The following is a 16321-nucleotide window of genomic DNA, read 5'->3' on the forward strand; positions in this document are numbered from 1 at the left end:
AACAGCGTCGTCCCCGTTTGGCAAAATCGAGGAGCGCTCTCTGCCGAGAGTAAGGTTTCAATGTCCGGATCGTTGTAGAGCTGTTGCTCGAACTCAGGCACTGGCGTTTTGCCAGAGGCGAAGTCGCTCAGTTGTTGCAGGACTTCAGTTGATGGAGGCATTCTCGAAGGCTTCTAGATTGGCAAGCGCCGCGAACGACCGGTCTCGCGGGACTGGTGGCAACTGGCTGAATGACTGCATATGGCCGACTGAAGCACGTTACTGGAGAACGGCATCTTGCTTTTCCTCGGCAGAGGCTGACGAACGCTATCCTCTCACTCCCAACCGAGGAGCTACTGACATGGGTGCTAGCAAGATTCGCTTTAACGATGTCCCTTATCGACAGGGATTCTTGGAAGTCACCAATATTCACCCTGGTCACATCAACATCGAGACCTGGAAAATTCATCCTGATCTCGACATCTCCGAAAAGCAATTCGACGACAAAGCGATCACCGACGATTGTGTAGTGGCGAACACGGAGATCGAGTTGAGCGTCGAGCAGGCAAAGGCACTGATTGCAAGCCTTGAAGCCGCTATCGCGAATGCCTCAGAAGGCGGACGTGGTTGAGCGGCAGGTAGTGGGCCCGTCAGGAGTCTGCGGCTACAAAGGCGGCGAAGTCGTCAGCGACACGGACCGACTCACACGTCTCATGTCGCCAGATGAAGACCTCCGGACCAAGCCCTTTTTCACCCGCGAGAAAGATGACCTGGTCACCTTCGCCGTTGCTGCCCAGCGAAATTGCGCCTGATGGAAATCCGCGCCATGCTCTTGCGCGCTCCGTCTCGGCGACGACGCCATTGAGGGTGCGGGCGAGCCGCTTTCTGTCGGAGTCGTCCGCGATGGGATACAGCTCCCAGTCGTCGCTCTCGGTTGCGACCGTGCCGCCGTTGCTACTCATCATGGCGAGGCGATACGTCGTCGGGAAGCTGGCGCCCAACGCCTGCTCCGCAGCCTGCACGTAGCGCTCATCCAAATCGAACGGCATCAAATCCCTTTAATTGAGAACTTGAGTCTAAGGTCGGCTTCTGGCCGGCAGCTGAAGCAAGCTTGTATCGCTGCTCAGCGCGCCAGCGATTTCTTCATGGAGGCCAGGTAGAAGCCTGGCGCGTAGCCGTCCACGCGCGCGTACTCCTCGTAGCCGTGCTTCTGATAGAAGGCAGGCGCCTGCCACTCGAAGGTTTCGAGCTTGGCGTTCGTTACACCCAACTCGATGGCCTGCCGCTCGGCCTCAGCCAGCAGGCGGCTGCCCAAGCCCAAGCCGCGCACGTCGGCTTCGACAAACAGTACTTCAATGTTGAGCCAGTAGAGAAACACAAAGCCTCGCAGCCCGCCGAGCAATCGGGCGTTCCCGTCCCTGGCGTTGAGCCGGATGTACTGCTGCTCGGGATACTCGCCGACGAAGCCGTAGTTGTAGTGGCGCAGCTTGCGGCCGAGCTCGCCGGAGCGGAGTTCTTCCGGCGTGGCGGCGGTGATGGTGATGTTTTCCATTTTGGGAAAAGGGTAACGGGGCCGCGCCTCGGAGGTCGGCTTTTGAGCCGTCATCTGTCGAAAGCGCCAGCTCGCCAAGCCAGAAAGAACAGCCACGCGACGATGGCCGCCAACATGCCGACACCCCCCGCAACCTCCATCTGGACTACAAGGTGCCCATTTGTGTCTCTCGTAAAACCATGCCAAGGAAACGTCAGTGCCTTGTCGTTCTCGCCCTGGACCCTGATTTGCCCGAGCGTCAACGCGCCGAACACCATCAGACCAAAAATGTGCCCGATGGCCTCACCGAAAAAGAGCAGGAGGACACCACCTACGATTGAAAGCAAGAACTCGGGGGTGGTGAGCATAGAGTAGCTTGGCGACGTCAGGGTTGCAGGCAATTGTTGCCGACCCGAAGGTCAGTGCGCACGCGCTTTTCTGCACCGCATCGAAAGTCTGCTGTTGGCCGCATTCTTCCCTTGATGCGAGTCGGCCTAAGCAGGCCGCCCGAAGCATGCGATCAAGAACGCTCTCGCAGGAACGATTCTTCGTCACCATAGAGGCTGCTTGAAGCGAAACGCACAACGAAGCCGGCGCCTTCGTCTCGAGCTTCGTAGCCCGGCGAACCATCGTCTCGTTGGCTCTCCTGTACCACCAAGTTCATCGCAGCCCAGGAAACAGGGCCAGCCAGATAGGTGCAGCTGAAAAATGCCAGTCCAACTGGCTCCTGCCGACTGGTCCGATCAGTCAGTCTCACGATGAGGCGATCCTGGTCGTCCCTAAATGAATTGATACTCGCGTCCGCCCCGCGCCACTCGTCGAGACGCTGCTGAGATGCTGTCAAGTCCAAAGCTTTGAAGGTCATCTCGATGTCTGCTTGTGGCCGGCTACGGCTTACCAGAAGCGCCACCAAGGCTTGTTGGCGGACTTGCGCGCATCCCCCAGTACTGAGGCCTCCTGAAGTAGGCGGCCGTCCGAACCGTAGAGCTCCGACTCCTCTCCCTGCACCTTGGCGGACGTGGCCTGAGCCACTCGCCACATCTTGCAAAGGATCTCTTCGTCAGGGTTCTTTGCGACGATGTTGCCTTGAAAGTGCCAGATCCACGCCATATTCCCGTTGGCCTCGTGTTTCGAGTACTTGAGCCACACGGCCATGCTCTCGTCTTTGACGCGAATCACGTCGCCGCTGCCTGTAGTTGCTTCGGCGTACCCATCGAGCCGCATTTCATCGTCGGCGCGGACGAGGTCAACCCACTCCTTCAGTGAAATCTCAGGACCGTCTTCAGCAAACCAGTTTTTGCGGCGCGTGATGTAAACGTTGTAGCCCATGGCAGTCAAATGTGAGAACGGCTGACCAATCGCGCGTCTGCTGCTCGCCGAGCGCAGCGGCACATCTACTTGCGCAGTCGGCCGCGCTTAAGACGCAAGAACATCCCGATTGCCAGCGTGCCAAGTATGCCTCCCAAGATCAATTGCCCAACGATGGCGGCCATGGTGGCCCCAGAAATGAGGCCGAGTGCGACTGCCCCCTCAATGAAGTGGAGAACTGTGTCCAGCTTTGCGCCCGGATAGAACTTGGCCATCTTTTCGGGTGAGCTTTCTCAATGACTGGTCATGGCCGACTGCGTAGCCGACGGCGCTCAAGCGTCGTCGGTCTTGGCTTGAAACTCGATGCCGCCGATGTACTTGAACATGAAGTTGTAGATTGCACATCCCACCGCGACCATGACGTAGCCCATAACTAAGTACATCAGCGGTGCAAGCAGAAGAAAAAAGGCGGGTGGTCTAGCTTGCGTGGGAGCCGCGGCGAAGAGCAGGAGTGAGAACGGCAGCATGATGATCAGCGAACTCACAGCCATCAGGGCGCCGAAGACCTTGGCATTCTGGTGAGGGGAAAACCGTTCAATTTGTTGTTTCATCGGTCGGCTCTCCTTGGGCCGGAAAATATGTAATGACAAAGGCCGCGTGAACCTCTGCCCCACGCGCAGCAATATGGATGTCTTGCGCCCGGCTCACTTTAACCATGAGGTCGCACGTCGCCAAGCTTGTTGACAGTGAAACAGAGAATTTGTGATGAACGGCCGACTCCTGGCCGATTGCAATCCTCTTGTTGGGCACCGCATCACCACAACGACCGGTGGCGCTGGTGCCGAGTCCGCAAATTAGCCGCTCAATTCCAAAATTGGTGACGCAAACCCCGAGAAATTCCACTCCAGGTGAAACGCCGCTGCCAACGCCAATGATCGACCCGCGCGCAAGTGGGTGATCTCGAAGGGCTTCGGGTTTGGCCTGGCAGTCAAACTCGACAGCCCCTGCAGCCGCTCAGCCTCTTCCGGCGGGCTCGAGCACGAACGCGAACTCCAGCGTGTGGAACGGCCCCTCCTGCAGGCTGCCGTCGGGCGCGCGGCCCGCGGGATGCGGCACGAAGTCGCCGATCAGCGAACTGCGCACGCCGAACACCGCGTCGCTGTCGAGGTAGGGATCGCCCTCGCGGAAGACGTGCGTGATCAGCGTCTCGTAGCCCGGCGCCTGGATCATGAAGTGCACGTGTGCGGGGCGCCACGGATGGCGCCGGGTCGCGCGCAGCATCGCGCCCACCGGGCCGTCGGTCGGGATCGGATAGGCCACCGGCGCCACGCCGCGAAACCACAGCCGGCCCTCGGCGTTGGTGCGCAGCACCGCCCGCCCCTGCGGCTGCGCGACGGGCCGCTGCACGTCGTAGAAGCCTTCGGCGTCGGCCTCCCAGACATCGACCACCGCGTCGGCGACCGGCTCGCCGCCGCGGCCGCGCACGCTGGCCTGCACGAACAGCGGCTCCCCCGCCGCGCCGCCCGAGATGTCGCTGCCCAGCGGCAGCTGCGGCGCGCCCGCCACGTGGAAGGGGCCGAACACGGTGGCCTCGGTGGCCTGCGGGCTCTTCGCGTGGTTCATCGCCACGGTCAGCATCGACAGGCCCAGCGTGTCCGACAGCAGGATGAACTCCTGGCGCTGCGCATCGCACTTCTGGCCCGTCGCGGTCAGGAACTCGATGCCGGCGCTCCATTCGGCTTCGGTCAGCTTCACCTCGCGCGCAAAGTCGTGCAGATGGCGCACGAGCGCCGACATCACTTCCTTCAGGCGCGCGTCCTCGCAGCCGGCCATGCGTTCGAGCACGGCGGCGGTGATGGTGTGTTCATCGATGTTTCGCATGGAAGCCCCGCTCCAGGTCGGAAGAAGAAGAAGAAGAAGAAGAAGAAGAAGAAGAAGAAGAAGAAGAAGAAAGCGCGGGCGGCAAGAGCCGCCGCTGAGTCGGGAACAGGGACCAGGCCCAGCGCTGCTGCGCCCAGCCCCACAGTCCCTGCTTGAAGAAGAGCGTGACACCAATGGCCAGCAGCCCGAGCCCGAGCAGGTACCAGGTGCCGTAGTCGCTGAGGAACTTGTTCAACGCCCAGAAGACGAGCGCGCCCACCAGCGGCCCCTCGATGCGGCCGATGCCGCCGATCACCACCATGAAGATGGCGAACGCCGTCCAGTTGACGCTGAAGGCTGCGTCGGGGCTGATGCGCAGGTTGCCGACAAAGTAGAGCGCGCCCGCGAGCCCTGCACCGAAGGCCGCCACCACATACACCGCGAGCTTCATGCGCGCCACCGGAATGCCCTGCGACTCCGCGGCCACCTCGTTGTCGCGGATGGCCAGCAGCGCGAGCCCGCGCTTGCTGCGCAGGAACAGGTAGACCAGCGCAACGGCCGCGACCACGCAGGCCAGCGCCATCCAGTAGGTGGTTCTTTCGCGCGTGGCGCGCTCGATGCCGCGCAGCGCCGTGAGCGTGGTGCCCGAGCCGCCGCCCACCGCCGACACGTTGGCGAAGCTGAGGCGGAACACCTCGGCGATCACCCAGGTGCCGATGGCGAAGTAGCCGCCCGACAGCCGGAACGCGACAAAAGATACGGGCACGGCGATGAGCCCCGCCGCCAGCGCGCCCAGCGGCACCGCCACGAAGGGGTTGATGCCCGCGAAGTTGCCGAGCATCAGCATCACGTAGCCGCCGAAGCCGAAGAAGGCCTGCTGCCCGATGCTCACCATGCCGCCGTAGCCGGCGAGCAGGTTCCACATCATCGCGAAGATGAAGTAGCAGGCGATCTCGACGAACTCGCGCATCCAGCTCGGCTCGCCCCAGAAGGGCAGGCTGGCGGCGATCAGCACGACCGCGATGCCGGCGGCAAGCGCGACGCGGCTCGCGGCGGTGGCACGCTCGACGGCGATGAGGGGTGGGGGCATGTTCGTCATCCGCTTCATCCACGTGTCTTCGGAAAGAGGCCCTGTGGCCGCAGCACCAGAACGACCAGGAACACGATGTGGCCGAACCAGATGCCCCAGCCCGGATCGAGCCGGAAACCGACCTGCTGCGTGATGCCCAGGATCATCGCGCCGGCCAGCGTGCCCCAGAACGAGCCCATGCCGCCGATGATCACGGCCTCGAAGGCGAACAGCAGCAGCATCGGACCGTCCGACGGCGACACCGTGGTGCGCATGCCCTGCAGCGCACCGGCGATGGCGATCAGCACGAAGGCGATGGCGGTCGCGAAGGCATAGACCTTCTTCGCGTCCAGGCCCATGAGTTCGGCGATCTCGCGGTCGTCGGACACCGCGCGGAACGAGCGGCCCAGCGCCGTGCGCGCGAAGAGCCATTGCAGCGCGGCCGTTGCAACCAGCGCGACGGCGAGCACGACGAGCGGCAGCACACCGAGCGAAAGCGTGTCGCCCAGCGCCACGCCCTGCGTGCTGAGCCCGCCGGTCTCGATGGCGCGCGGGTCGGCCGAGAACAGTTCGAGCAGCAGGTTCTGGATGACGATCGACAAGCCGAAGGTGACGACGAGCGAAGGCAGCGGGTCCTTGCCGAGCGTGCCGTTGAGCACGCAGCGCTGCAGCGCGTAGCCGAACGCGAAGGCCACCGGCAGCACCGCGAGCGCGACCATGGCAACAAGCCCCGGCGTGGCATCGCCCGCCGCCGACACGCCCGCGATGACGGCGAAGGCGCCGAGGATGATGAAGTCGCCCTGGGCCGTGTTGGTGAGCCGCATGACGCCGAACATCAGCGACTGGCCGAGCGCGAACAGTGTGTAGAGGCCGCCGAGCAGCACGCCCTGGATGACCGTTTCAAGCATGGGCGGCCTCGATGCCGAAGTAGGCCTGCGAGATCTGTTCGCGCGTGAGCTCGCCCGACTTTCCTTCGAGCGACACGCGGCCTTCCTGGAAGCAGTAGATGCGCTGCGAGACCTGCCGCGCCATCGTCACGTCCTGCTCGACGATGACGACGGTCATGCCCTCGCCCGTGATGGTGGGCATGGCCGCATAGATCTCGCGGATGACGATCGGCGCGAGGCCGAGCGAGAGTTCGTCGCACAGCAGCACTTCGGGATTGCTCATGAGCGCGCGGCCAAGCGCGACCATCTGCTGCTGGCCACCGGACAGCGAAGTGCCGGGCGCGTGGCGCTTCTCGGCGAGGATGGGGAACAGGGCGTACAGGCGCTGCAGGCTCCACGGGCCCTTGCGGGCGGCGGTGGTGCCCATGAGCAGGTTCTCCTCGACGCTCAGGCTCGGAAAGAGGCGGCGGCCCTCGGGCACCATGGCCAGGCCGCGCCGCACGATCTCGCCGGGAGGAAGCCCGCCGATGGGTTCGCTCTTGAAGCGGACGGTTTCTCGCGGGACGCGGACGAGGCCGGCGAGACTCTTGAGGAAAGTGGATTTGCCCGCGCCGTTGGCGCCGATGATGGCGACGAGCTCGCCGGCGGCCAGGGAGAAGTCGATGCCGAACAGGGCCTGGGCGTCGCCGTAGAAGGCCTGGAGGCCGTGGGTTTCGAGCAGAGCGTTCATGCTTCCATCCCCATGTACACCCGACGCACCTCGGAATCGTTCATCACCTCCAGCGGCGCCCCTTCCGCCAGCTTCTGCCCGAAGTTGATGACGAACAGCCGGTCGGCCAGCGACAGCAGCGCATGCACCACGTGCTCGATCCAGATCATGGTCACGCCGCGCGCCTTGATGCGCTGGAGTTCCGCCACCAGCACCGCGGCCTCGGGCTCCGTGAGCCCGCCCGCGATCTCGTCGAGCAGCAGCAGGCGCGGCTTCGTCGCGAGCGCGCGCGCGAGTTCCAGCCGCTTGCGGTCGAGCAGCGTGAGCCCGCCCGCCGGCTTGTTCGCATGCGGCATCAGCCCCGTCTGCGCGAGCACCTCGTGCGCCGTCCGCCACGCCTCGCGCTCGGTCTGCTGCCCGCCGAAGCAGGCCGCGGTCACCAGGTTCTCGAACACGCTCATGTTCCCGAAGGGCTGCGGCACCTGGTAGCTGCGCCCGATGCCGGCATGGCAGCGCTGGTGCGGCCGCAGCCGCGTCACGTCGCGCCCCGCGTACTCCACGCGCCCCGCATCGACGCGCGCGTCGCCTGAGATCAGGTTGAACAGCGTGGTCTTCCCCGCCCCGTTGGGCCCGAGGATCCCGAGCGTCTCGCCCTCGGCGACTTCGAGCGAGATGTCGTCGGTGACCCGCAGCGCGCCGTACGACTTGCTCACCGCATGCAATGCCAGGAGTGCCATGGCGTTCTTCAGAGCAGCCGCAGCGCGCCGCCGGCCGGAATGCCCTTGGCCGCTTCGTTGTTCACGATGTCGAGCTCGTACTTGTATTTCTTGCCCTTGCCCCACTGGCCGAGCACCAGCGGCGTCTTGCTGACGTTCTTGAACGGGCCCTGCCCGCCCCACTTCACCGGGCCGACCACGGAGTCGATGGAGGTCGATGCGACCGCATCGCGCACGTCGGCCGCCTTCAACGACTTCGACCGCGACAGGGCATGGGCCGCCACTTCGAACAGCGCATGCGCGAAGCCGATGGGCTGCGTCCACTGCTTCTTCGCACCGGCCTCGTAGGCCTCGGCCAGCGCCTTCGCGCTTTGCTGCGTGAGGCTCGACGTGAACGGATGCGAGGGACTCCACCACACCTCGGTCGACAGCCCGTCGCCCAGATCGCCCAGCGCCTCGATCGCGCCCGGGAACAACAGTGCCTTGCCCAGCGTGATGAGCTTCGGCTTGAAGCCCTGCTGCCGCGCCTGCGTGAGGAAGGTCTTGGCATCGGGCGGGATCACCACGCCGGTGACGATCTCGACGTTGTCGCGCTTGAAGGCCGCGATCTGCGCGCTGAAGTCCTGCGTGCCGTTCTGGAAGCGGCCCGGGTCGGTGAGCGTGAAGCCCATCTGCGATAGGGGTTTGGGAAAGCCCAGTTCCTTGTCGCCCCAGGCATTGCCGTCGCCGTCGTTGGGAAACAGGCCGCCGACCTTCCTGTTGGTGGCCACGGACTTCCAGCCGTTGGTGAAGTTGGCGATGACGTCTTCCAGCCCCCAGAACAGGTGGTAGGTCCAGTTGAAGCCCTTGGCCGGGTCGCCCTTGCGGCCGAAGAACCAGGGCTGCCACGGCACCACGCTGGAGATGCACGGCACCTCGTTGAGTTCGCAGGCGTCACTCACCGGGTTGGCGGTCTCGGGCGTGCCAGCGGTGAGTACCAGGGCGACCTTGTCCTTGAGGATCAGGTCGTTCGCGACCTCGCCCGCGCGGTTGGGGTTCGACTGGCTGTCCTTGAGCACGATCTGCACGGCGTACTTCCTGCCGTTGACGGCGATGCCGTCCTTGAAGGCGGCCTTCATCTGCTCGATCACCCACTTGTCGGCCTCGCCGAAGGGCGCGAGCGGCCCGGTCTGGGGCGACACGTAGCCGATCTTGAGCGTGTCGGCGGCGAACACCCGCGGCGCGGCGCCCGTAGCGGCGAGTGCGGCGGCGGCCTGCGTGAACTGTCTGCGGTTGAATGTCATGGCTGTCTCCTTCGTTGTCCGTGCGTGTTTCTCTGTGCGCGTGCTGCGCCTATGCCGGCGGCTCGCCGTCGAAGGCACGCTGCAGCAGTGCGCGGATCTCGCCGCGCTCCGCCGGGCCGAAGGGCCGCGGATTCCAGTAGGGGTTGGCGACGGCGATGTCGGCCGCGCGGTCGAGGTCTGCGACGCGCATGCCGATGTCCTTGAGCGCCACCGGCGCGCCGTTGCCCTGCGCCAGCGCATAGACCGCCGCCGGCGCCGGCACGCCGCCGAGCGCGCGCGAAATGCGTGCCATGGCCCTGGGCGCGGCCTCGGCGTTGAATGCGAGCGCATGCGGCAGCACCACCGTGTGCACTTCGGCATGCGGCAGGTTGAAGCTGCCGCCGAGCGTGTGGCACAGCTTGTGGTGCAGCGCCATGCCCACCGCGCCGAGCACGCTGCCGCAGAGCCAGGCGCCGTAGAGCGCGTCCGAGCGCGCCGCGAGATCGCCGGGCTCCGCGCGGATGGCCGGCAGCGCGCGTGCGAGCGCGGCGATGCCCTCCTCGGCCATCAGGTCCATCACCGGATTGCTGTCCTGCGCATAGAGGCCTTCGGCCGCATGGGCGATGGCGTTGATGCCGCTGGTCACGCTCAGGCCCACGGGCAGCGTGCGCGACAGCTCGGGGTCGTAGATCACCGTGCGCGGCAGCACGCGCGGGTCCTTGCCGGTCTTCTTCAGGCCGTTCTCGGTGAGGCCGTAGATTGGCGTCATCTCGCTGCCTGCGTAGGTGGTGGGAATGGCGACGATCGGCAGCCCCCCTTCCAGCGCGATGGCCTTGCCCAGCCCCGTGGTGGAGCCGCCGCCGAGCGCCACGGCGCAGTCGGCGCCGAGCCGGCGCGCCAGCTCGCGCGCCTCGCGCGCGGTCTCGACGGGCACGTGCATCACGGCGCGGTCGAACAGGCCGGCCGCCTGCGCGCCGAGCGAGGCCGCCACGCGCTCGGCCTGCGGGCGCTGCTCGGGTGTGCAGAGCACCAGCGCCCTCTTCGCGCCCAGCGCGTCGATTTCGCGCGCCAGGTGGCGCAGCGAGCCGGCGCCGAACACCACGCGCTGCGGATGGGTGGTGTGGATGAAGTCGTGCATGGCGCGTTCCTTCGGTCTGCCTATTCCAGGCTCAGGCGGCGGTCGCGCACCAGGCGGGTCCACTTGTCCTGCTCGGTGCGCAGCACGGCGGCAAACTGCTCGGGCGTGTTGGCGATGCCCGTCAGGCCCTGTTCGCGCAGCCGCTGCTGGAAGGCCGGCTCGGTCACCGCCTTGCGCACCTCGGCCTGCAGCCGGTCGACCACGGCGCGCGGCGTGCCGGCCGGGGCCAGCAGGCCGACCCAGGAATTCACCTCGAAGCCGGGATAGCCGCTCTCGGCCACGGTCGGCACCTCGGCATAGGCGGCCACGCGCTGCGCGCCGGTCTGGGCCAGGGCGCGCAACCGGCCCGCGTTGACATGCGGCTGGGCCAGCACGGCCGAGAGGAACATCATCTCGACCTGCCCACCCAGCAGGTCCTGCTGGGCCGGGCCGCCGCCGCGGTAGGGGATGTGCGTGACGAAGGTGCCGCTCACGGCCTTGAAGTATTCGGCCGTGAGATGGTTGCTCGACCCCGGGCCGACGCTCGCGTAGTTGAGGCCGCCCGGCTGCGCCTTGAGCAGGCCGACGAAGCGCTGGAAGTCCTTGGCCTGCACCTTCGGGTTGACCACCAGCACCAGCGGATTGCTCGCGACCTGGGTCACGGGCTGCAGGTCTTTTGCGATGTCGAAGCTCAGCTTCGGATAGACCAGCGGATAGGTGGCATAGCTGTCGAACACCATCAGCAGCGTGTGGCCGTCGGGCGCCGCGCGCGCCACCTCGGCCGCCGCCAGGGTGCCGCCGGCGCCGCTGCGGTTGTCCACGATCACGGTCTGGCCGAGCGCGGCCTGCAGGCGCGGCTGCAGCTGGCGCGCGACGGTGTCGACGATGCCGCCGGGCGGGAAGCCGACGACCAGCCGCACGGGCTTGGCGGGCCAGGCCGGCACCTGGGCCTGGGCCGCGGCGCCGAGCAGCAACAGCATGCAGGCGGCCAGCGCCCGGGAAAGGATCGGAAAAGACATCGTGTGTGCCCGGTGGATTGAAAGAAAAGGAAACTCAGCGCGCGAAGTGCGGCGGAATCTGCGCGTCGACGTTGACCCACACGCTCTTGACCTGCGTGTACTCGCGCATCGCGTCGAAGCCCATCTCGCGGCCGTAGCCGCTCTGGCCCACGCCGCCGAAGGGCGAGCCGGGGTTCACGCGCTTGTAGCTGTTGATCCAGACCATGCCGGCGTGCAGGTCGCGCGCCACCTTGTGGGCGCGCTGCAGGTCGCGCGTCCACAGGCCGCTGCCCAGGCCGTAGTCGGTGCCGTTGGCGATCTGCATCGCCTCCTCGTCGCTCTTGAAGGTGAGCACGGTGACGAAGGGGCCGAACACCTCTTCCTGCGCGACGCGGTCCTGGTAGGACTTCGCACGCACCACGGTCGGCGCCACGTAGCAGCCCTGCGCAAGATCGCCGCCGGGCGAGGTGCCGCCCGCGAGCACCTCGCCGCCCTGGCCCTGCGCGACCTCGACATAGGCCAGCACGCGGTCGCGGTGCTGGGCGCTGGTGAGCGGGCCCATCTCGGTCGCCTCGTCGAGCGGGTTGCCCAGGCGGATCGACTGCGCGAGCGGAATGAACTGCTCGAGGAAGGCGTCGGCGATCTTTTCGTGCAGCATCAGCCGCGAGCCCGCGATGCAGGCCTGTCCCTGGTTGTGGAAGATGGCCCAGGCGCTGCCGTTCACGGCGGCCTGCAGGTTCGCATCCTCGAACACGATGTTGGGGCCCTTGCCGCCGAGTTCGAGCTGGACCTTCTTGAGATTGCCCGCGCTGGCCTGCACGATGCGCCGGCCGGTGGCGGTGCTGCCGGTGAAGGCGATCTTGGCGATCTCCGGATGCTCGGCGATGGACTGGCCCGCCACGCTGCCCAGGCCCGGCAGCATGTTGACCACGCCGGGCGGAACGCCCGCCTCGGCCATCAGCTCGGCGATGCGCAGCGAACTGAGCGGCGTGATCTCGGCCGGTTTCATCACGATGCAGTTGCCGGCCGCAAGCGCGGGCGCCATCTTCCAGCTCGTGAACATCAGCGGAAAGTTCCACGGCACCACCTGCCCGACGATGCCGACGGGCTCGCGCAGCGTGTAGTTGAGAAAGCCCTCTTCCACCGGAATGGTCTCGCCCTGGAACTTGTCGGCCATGCCGCCGAAGTAGCGGAAGCACGCAGCGGTGCGCGGCACGTCGAGCCGGCGCGAGTCGCGGATCGGATGGCCGGTGTCGAGCGATTCGAGCCGCGCCAGTTCTTCGGCGTTGGCCTCGATCAGGTCGGCGAGCTTCAGCAGGATGCGCCCGCGGTCGGCGGCGGCCATGCGGCTCCACTTCGGGAACGCGCGCTTGGCGGCCGCCACGGCCTTGTCGACATCGGCCCTGCCGGCCAGCGCGACATGGGCGATGGGCGTGTTGTCGTGCGGATTGAGCGTGGCCAGGGTCTCGCCGGATTCGGCGTCGACGAAGCGGCCGTCGATGAAGAGCTGGTGGCGGATGGAAGAAATAGGCATGGGCGTTCCTCTCCCTCCCCCGCTGGGGGAGGGTTGGGGTGGGGGCTTCATCAAGGAGGGCGCGGGCTCGGAGGGCCCCCACCCCTGCCCTCCCCCAGCGGAGGAGGGAGCAAGTCAGTTCAGAACTGCACCGGGATCTCGGGGCTCTCGCCCTTCTGGATCTCGTACACCAGGCTCGGCGAGCCGTTCTCCCACACCAGCAGCATCGAGCGCTTGGGGCTGAAGCCCTGGTGGCGGCAGTAGGCGGGCATGGCGGCCATGTCGCCGGCCTTCATGATCACGCGGGCCATGGGACGGCCGGTGTTCTTGTCGCCGCAGTCCCAGTGGATCTCGTCGGTCATCTGGAAGAACCACTCGACGCGGTCGTTGCCGTGGATGATCGGCAGGATGTGCTCCTCGGTCGTCGGGCACATGAAGCTGTGCTTGACCACGGAGGTGAAGCTCGGGTTCCACGTGACCTGCGAACGGCTCAGGAAGCCGAACAGGTTGAAGGCGTGCACCTCGTTCTCGAAGCCGGGCTCGGGGTGCAGTTCGGGCTGGCCCTGCGGCACGTCCGCGAAGGCGCGGTTAACCGGCGCGCCGCGCTCGTCGCTGCGCAGGTCGAGGTCGCCCTTCAGGCCCACGCAGCGCTTGGCCAGCTCGCGCGCCCGGGTGATCTTGGCGGTGTTGTTGCCGCTCTTGCGGCCGTAGGGCGAGCCGGTTTCCTGCGGCGCGGCGAAGGGGTCGAAGCTCTCGTTGGTCCAGTCGTCAAGCATGGCCTCGAAGGTGGCGCGGATCTGCGCCGTGGGGAAGTTCTCCAGCAGGTCGATGCCCGCGTCCTTCATCGTGCCGTTGAAGCTGCCGGCATACAGGTCGACCGAGTCGTAGTGGTTGATGGTGCCGAACACGTCGTCGAAGTTGACCCAGCCGTAGAAGAAGCCCCAGGCCACGTCGCGCATCAGCGCGCGCAGGTAGCTGCCGGCGTCCATGGTGTGGCTCATGGGACGGCCGTCGCGGGTCTTCCAGGTGATGTGGGCGAAGTACTCGTCGCGGCGGAAGCCGAAGCTGCCGAGCGAGAAGTCCTTGTAGCCGAGCGTGGCGTCGGGCTGCGAGGCGAGGACCTTGGCGAGTTCTGCGGGTGCGTTCATGGTGTGGCTCCTGGATGCGTTCATTGCGTCTGGCAGATGTCGGCCCACTTCTCCACGGAGAGGTCGCCCTTGCAGGTCTGCAGCACGATCACGCCCGGGTCGCCGGCGACGCGAAACTGGTAGGCCGCGTTCTTCGGCAGCAGGCCCTGGTGGCCGCGCGAGAGCTTCATCCAGCCCATCTTCCTGCCCTTGGGCTCGCCCTCCACGAGCACGGCGCCGTTCTTGTCCTTGTCGGCCACGGCCTGGGCGGCATCGAGCTGCACGAGGTGCACTTCCACCTCGCCATCCATCACCAGCGCGAACTCGTCGTGCGCGCTGGTGTACCAGGGCGAGGTGCCTTCGGCGCGCAGCGTTTCCAGCACGTAGATCTGGTTCTGGCCGAACACGACCTTCTCGTACGGGCGGCTGATGCTGGCGATCTCGAAGCAGTTGGAGAACGCGTAGTGGCGCACGTCGTCGTCGATCGGCTCGACGTGCCCCTTCTCGAAGTGCTTGAGCGACCCGAAGCGGGTCTGGTAGGCAACGGTCATGGATGTCTCCTGAGGTGCTGGGCGATGCAGCGTGGCGCTGCGATGTATGCACTGTAGGAAACGCGCGGCACGGGCGGTAGGCCCGAAACGCGGTCCGCATTGTTCGGCAATTCCGTCCAATGCGCAGGGTTTACCCGCGAACGGCCCGCGTCCGCCTCAAGCGTCCCAGATCAGGCCCGGCGGCAGCAGGCCCCGTTCGATCATGGCCGCATCCCATGGCGGCATCTTCGAGAAGGCCTGGGTCAGGTGCTCGATGAAGAGCCGCAGCTTGAACGCATTGCGCGAGGTGCCCGCATAGACCGCGCTCAGCGAGAACGACGACAGCTGGTGCGACGGCAGCACCACTTCCAGCTCGCCGCGCAGGATCGCCTCGCCGGCCACCAGCGTCGGCAGGCAGACGATGCCGGCATGTTCCATCGCGTATTCGCGCAGCAGGTGGACGCTGTTGGTGAGCAGTGCGGCGCTCATGTACATCGTCACCTGCTCGCCGCCATGGTGGAAGGTCCAGCGGTCGCGCGTCGGGTAGCCCGAGTACAGGCCGAGCGTGTGCTTGTGCAGCTCGCGCGGGCTCGCGGGCCGGCCGTGCGCGCGCAGGTATTCGGGCGTGGCGCAGAACACCCGCCGCACCGGAAACAGCGAGCGCGACACCAGCTCGGTCGACGCCGCCGGAAAGATCTGCAGCGCGCAATCCACGCCCGCCTTCACCGGATCGACCACCGCATCGCTCACGATGAGTTCGAGATGGATGTCGGGAAAGCTCGACTGGAAGGCCCGCAGCAGCGTGGCGAAATGCCCGAGCACGAAGCCGGTGAGCGCATGCACGCGCAAGGTGCCGGTGGGCCCGTCCTTGGCGTCGCGCATCTGGTCCATGATGTCGTTGGCCCGGCCGACCAGCTCGACGCAGTCGCGCAGGAAGGCCTGTCCCACGTCGCTGAGGCGCACCACGCGCGTGCTGCGGTGGAACAGCGGCGCGCCGACATGGTCTTCGAGCTGCTTCACGCGGCTGGTCACCACGGACTTGGAGACCCGCAGCTGGCGTGCGGCCTCCGCGAAGCTCTGGGTCTGCGCGACCCGTACGAAGGTCTCAATGTTTTCGAGGCGGTCCATGGCGCATGCAATGTAGCGCTTCTGCAGCGCCCGCGGGCCCCATGCCGCTTCAGTAGCCCAGGATGGCCCGGCGTTCGTGGGATCGAAGCAGGGCCTAACGCGGAATCAGGTCCAGGCACTGGCGGCGGCGCCACACGGCGCTGCGCACAGCCTGGCTATCGTCGAACACGACCTTGTACTGGCACACGAGGTAGTTGGCCGACTGGGGCATCTGGAACTTGAAGTGGTAGTCCCACTCGGTGCCGAGCGCACCGCGCTGCTCCTTCAGGGCCTGGCCGAGCACGGCGAGCACCTGGGCCTGGCTGATGCCGGGCTTGATCTCGCGAAAACGCTCGGGCCGCGACACCACGCCGTCGCGCAGAAAGGGTTCCTTGAAGTCCGGGCGGCGCGCCTCGACGTCACGATAGCTCAGCTTGTCGGGGTTGCTCACGGGGTCCACGGGGTTGTCGCGGGCTGCCACCGTGGTGGCGACGCCGAGCAGCGCGGCGACAAGCACGAAGGTGGCAGCGGCGGGTGATGCATGCAGGGTCTGGTTCATGGCTAGCGTCCTCTTTGGTCAGATGGGTTTCTTGGGGAATGAGCGCGCG

21 protein-coding genes are annotated in these 16321 nt (G+C 66.2%); 1 reads left to right on the forward strand and 20 read right to left on the reverse strand.

Features of this window, described 5'->3' with window-relative positions; all coding sequences use genetic code 11:
- The first annotated feature begins 340 nt into the window (after window positions 1-340).
- Entirely contained in the window at window positions 341-610 is a 270-nt protein-coding gene (locus FB547_RS27885) for a hypothetical protein (RefSeq protein ID WP_145746884.1), read from the forward strand.
- Window positions 611-629: 19 nt separating this feature from the next.
- Here FB547_RS27885 and FB547_RS27890 read toward each other — a convergent pair whose 3' ends face one another.
- The 20 genes from FB547_RS27890 to bamE form a co-directional block, all read right to left on the reverse strand.
- The gene (locus FB547_RS27890; RefSeq protein WP_145746885.1) at window positions 630-1028 is read right to left on the reverse strand and encodes an SMI1/KNR4 family protein; all 399 of its coding nucleotides are present in this window, start codon (window positions 1026-1028) and stop codon (window positions 630-632) included.
- Window positions 1029-1102: 74 nt separating this feature from the next.
- Window positions 1103-1531: a GNAT family N-acetyltransferase gene (locus FB547_RS27895; RefSeq protein ID WP_145746886.1), complete on the reverse strand. Its 429-nt coding sequence runs from the start codon at window positions 1529-1531 to the stop codon at window positions 1103-1105.
- Window positions 1532-1581: 50 nt separating this feature from the next.
- Entirely contained in the window at window positions 1582-1878 is a 297-nt protein-coding gene (locus FB547_RS27900; RefSeq protein ID WP_145746887.1) for a hypothetical protein, read from the reverse strand.
- Between the two features lie 152 nt (window positions 1879-2030).
- On the reverse strand, window positions 2031-2375 hold the full coding sequence (locus FB547_RS27905) for a hypothetical protein (protein WP_145746888.1): 345 nt from the start codon (window positions 2373-2375) through the stop codon (window positions 2031-2033).
- A 29-nt stretch (window positions 2376-2404) separates the two neighbouring features.
- Window positions 2405-2839 (reverse strand): hypothetical protein, encoded by a 435-nt coding sequence (locus FB547_RS27910; RefSeq protein ID WP_186454265.1) that lies wholly within the window; start codon window positions 2837-2839, stop codon window positions 2405-2407.
- A gap of 65 nt (window positions 2840-2904) precedes the next feature.
- Window positions 2905-3093, reverse strand: coding sequence for a hypothetical protein (locus tag FB547_RS27915; protein WP_145746889.1), 189 nt, complete (start codon window positions 3091-3093; stop codon window positions 2905-2907).
- 57 nt (window positions 3094-3150) lie between these two features.
- The gene (locus FB547_RS27920; protein ID WP_145746890.1) at window positions 3151-3429 is read right to left on the reverse strand and encodes a hypothetical protein; all 279 of its coding nucleotides are present in this window, start codon (window positions 3427-3429) and stop codon (window positions 3151-3153) included.
- Between the two features lie 403 nt (window positions 3430-3832).
- Window positions 3833-4699 (reverse strand): intradiol ring-cleavage dioxygenase, encoded by an 867-nt coding sequence (locus FB547_RS27925; protein WP_145746891.1) that lies wholly within the window; start codon window positions 4697-4699, stop codon window positions 3833-3835.
- Window positions 4683-5768 carry a branched-chain amino acid ABC transporter permease gene (locus FB547_RS27930; protein ID WP_261380423.1) on the reverse strand — a complete coding sequence of 362 codons (1086 nt, stop codon included), beginning with the start codon at window positions 5766-5768 and terminating at the stop codon, window positions 4683-4685. The genes FB547_RS27925 and FB547_RS27930 overlap by 17 nt, the downstream gene beginning before the upstream one ends.
- A gap of 14 nt (window positions 5769-5782) precedes the next feature.
- The gene (locus tag FB547_RS27935; RefSeq protein ID WP_145746893.1) at window positions 5783-6655 is read right to left on the reverse strand and encodes a branched-chain amino acid ABC transporter permease; all 873 of its coding nucleotides are present in this window, start codon (window positions 6653-6655) and stop codon (window positions 5783-5785) included.
- On the reverse strand, window positions 6648-7364 hold the full coding sequence (locus FB547_RS27940) for an ABC transporter ATP-binding protein (RefSeq protein WP_145746894.1): 717 nt from the start codon (window positions 7362-7364) through the stop codon (window positions 6648-6650). Before FB547_RS27940 ends, FB547_RS27935 begins: the two co-directional genes overlap by 8 nt.
- On the reverse strand, window positions 7361-8080 hold the full coding sequence (locus FB547_RS27945) for an ABC transporter ATP-binding protein (RefSeq protein WP_145746895.1): 720 nt from the start codon (window positions 8078-8080) through the stop codon (window positions 7361-7363). Before FB547_RS27945 ends, FB547_RS27940 begins: the two co-directional genes overlap by 4 nt.
- 8 nt (window positions 8081-8088) lie before the next feature.
- Entirely contained in the window at window positions 8089-9342 is a 1254-nt protein-coding gene (locus FB547_RS27950) for an ABC transporter substrate-binding protein (protein ID WP_145746896.1), read from the reverse strand.
- Window positions 9343-9391: 49 nt separating this feature from the next.
- Entirely contained in the window at window positions 9392-10459 is a 1068-nt protein-coding gene (locus FB547_RS27955) for a maleylacetate reductase (protein ID WP_145746897.1), read from the reverse strand.
- Window positions 10460-10479: 20 nt separating this feature from the next.
- Window positions 10480-11457, reverse strand: coding sequence for a tripartite tricarboxylate transporter substrate binding protein (locus FB547_RS27960; RefSeq protein ID WP_261380424.1), 978 nt, complete (start codon window positions 11455-11457; stop codon window positions 10480-10482).
- 34 nt (window positions 11458-11491) lie between these two features.
- The gene (locus FB547_RS27965) at window positions 11492-12955 is read right to left on the reverse strand and encodes an aldehyde dehydrogenase family protein (RefSeq protein WP_145746996.1); all 1464 of its coding nucleotides are present in this window, start codon (window positions 12953-12955) and stop codon (window positions 11492-11494) included.
- Between the two features lie 134 nt (window positions 12956-13089).
- On the reverse strand, window positions 13090-14097 hold the full coding sequence (locus tag FB547_RS27970; protein ID WP_145746898.1) for a hydroxyquinol 1,2-dioxygenase: 1008 nt from the start codon (window positions 14095-14097) through the stop codon (window positions 13090-13092).
- Between the two features lie 20 nt (window positions 14098-14117).
- Window positions 14118-14627 (reverse strand): hydroxyquinol 1,2-dioxygenase, encoded by a 510-nt coding sequence (locus FB547_RS27975; RefSeq protein ID WP_145746899.1) that lies wholly within the window; start codon window positions 14625-14627, stop codon window positions 14118-14120.
- 156 nt (window positions 14628-14783) lie between these two features.
- Window positions 14784-15734, reverse strand: a complete 951-nt coding sequence (locus FB547_RS27980; protein ID WP_145746900.1) for a LysR family transcriptional regulator — start codon at window positions 15732-15734, stop codon at window positions 14784-14786.
- A 94-nt stretch (window positions 15735-15828) separates the two neighbouring features.
- Window positions 15829-16272 (reverse strand): outer membrane protein assembly factor BamE, encoded by a 444-nt coding sequence (gene bamE, locus FB547_RS27985; RefSeq protein WP_145746901.1) that lies wholly within the window; start codon window positions 16270-16272, stop codon window positions 15829-15831.
- Window positions 16273-16321 lie beyond the last annotated feature (49 nt).

Origin of the sequence: Variovorax beijingensis (genome assembly GCF_007828835.1) — a bacterium.
Classification (GTDB): domain Bacteria; phylum Pseudomonadota; class Gammaproteobacteria; order Burkholderiales; family Burkholderiaceae_C; genus Variovorax; species Variovorax beijingensis_A.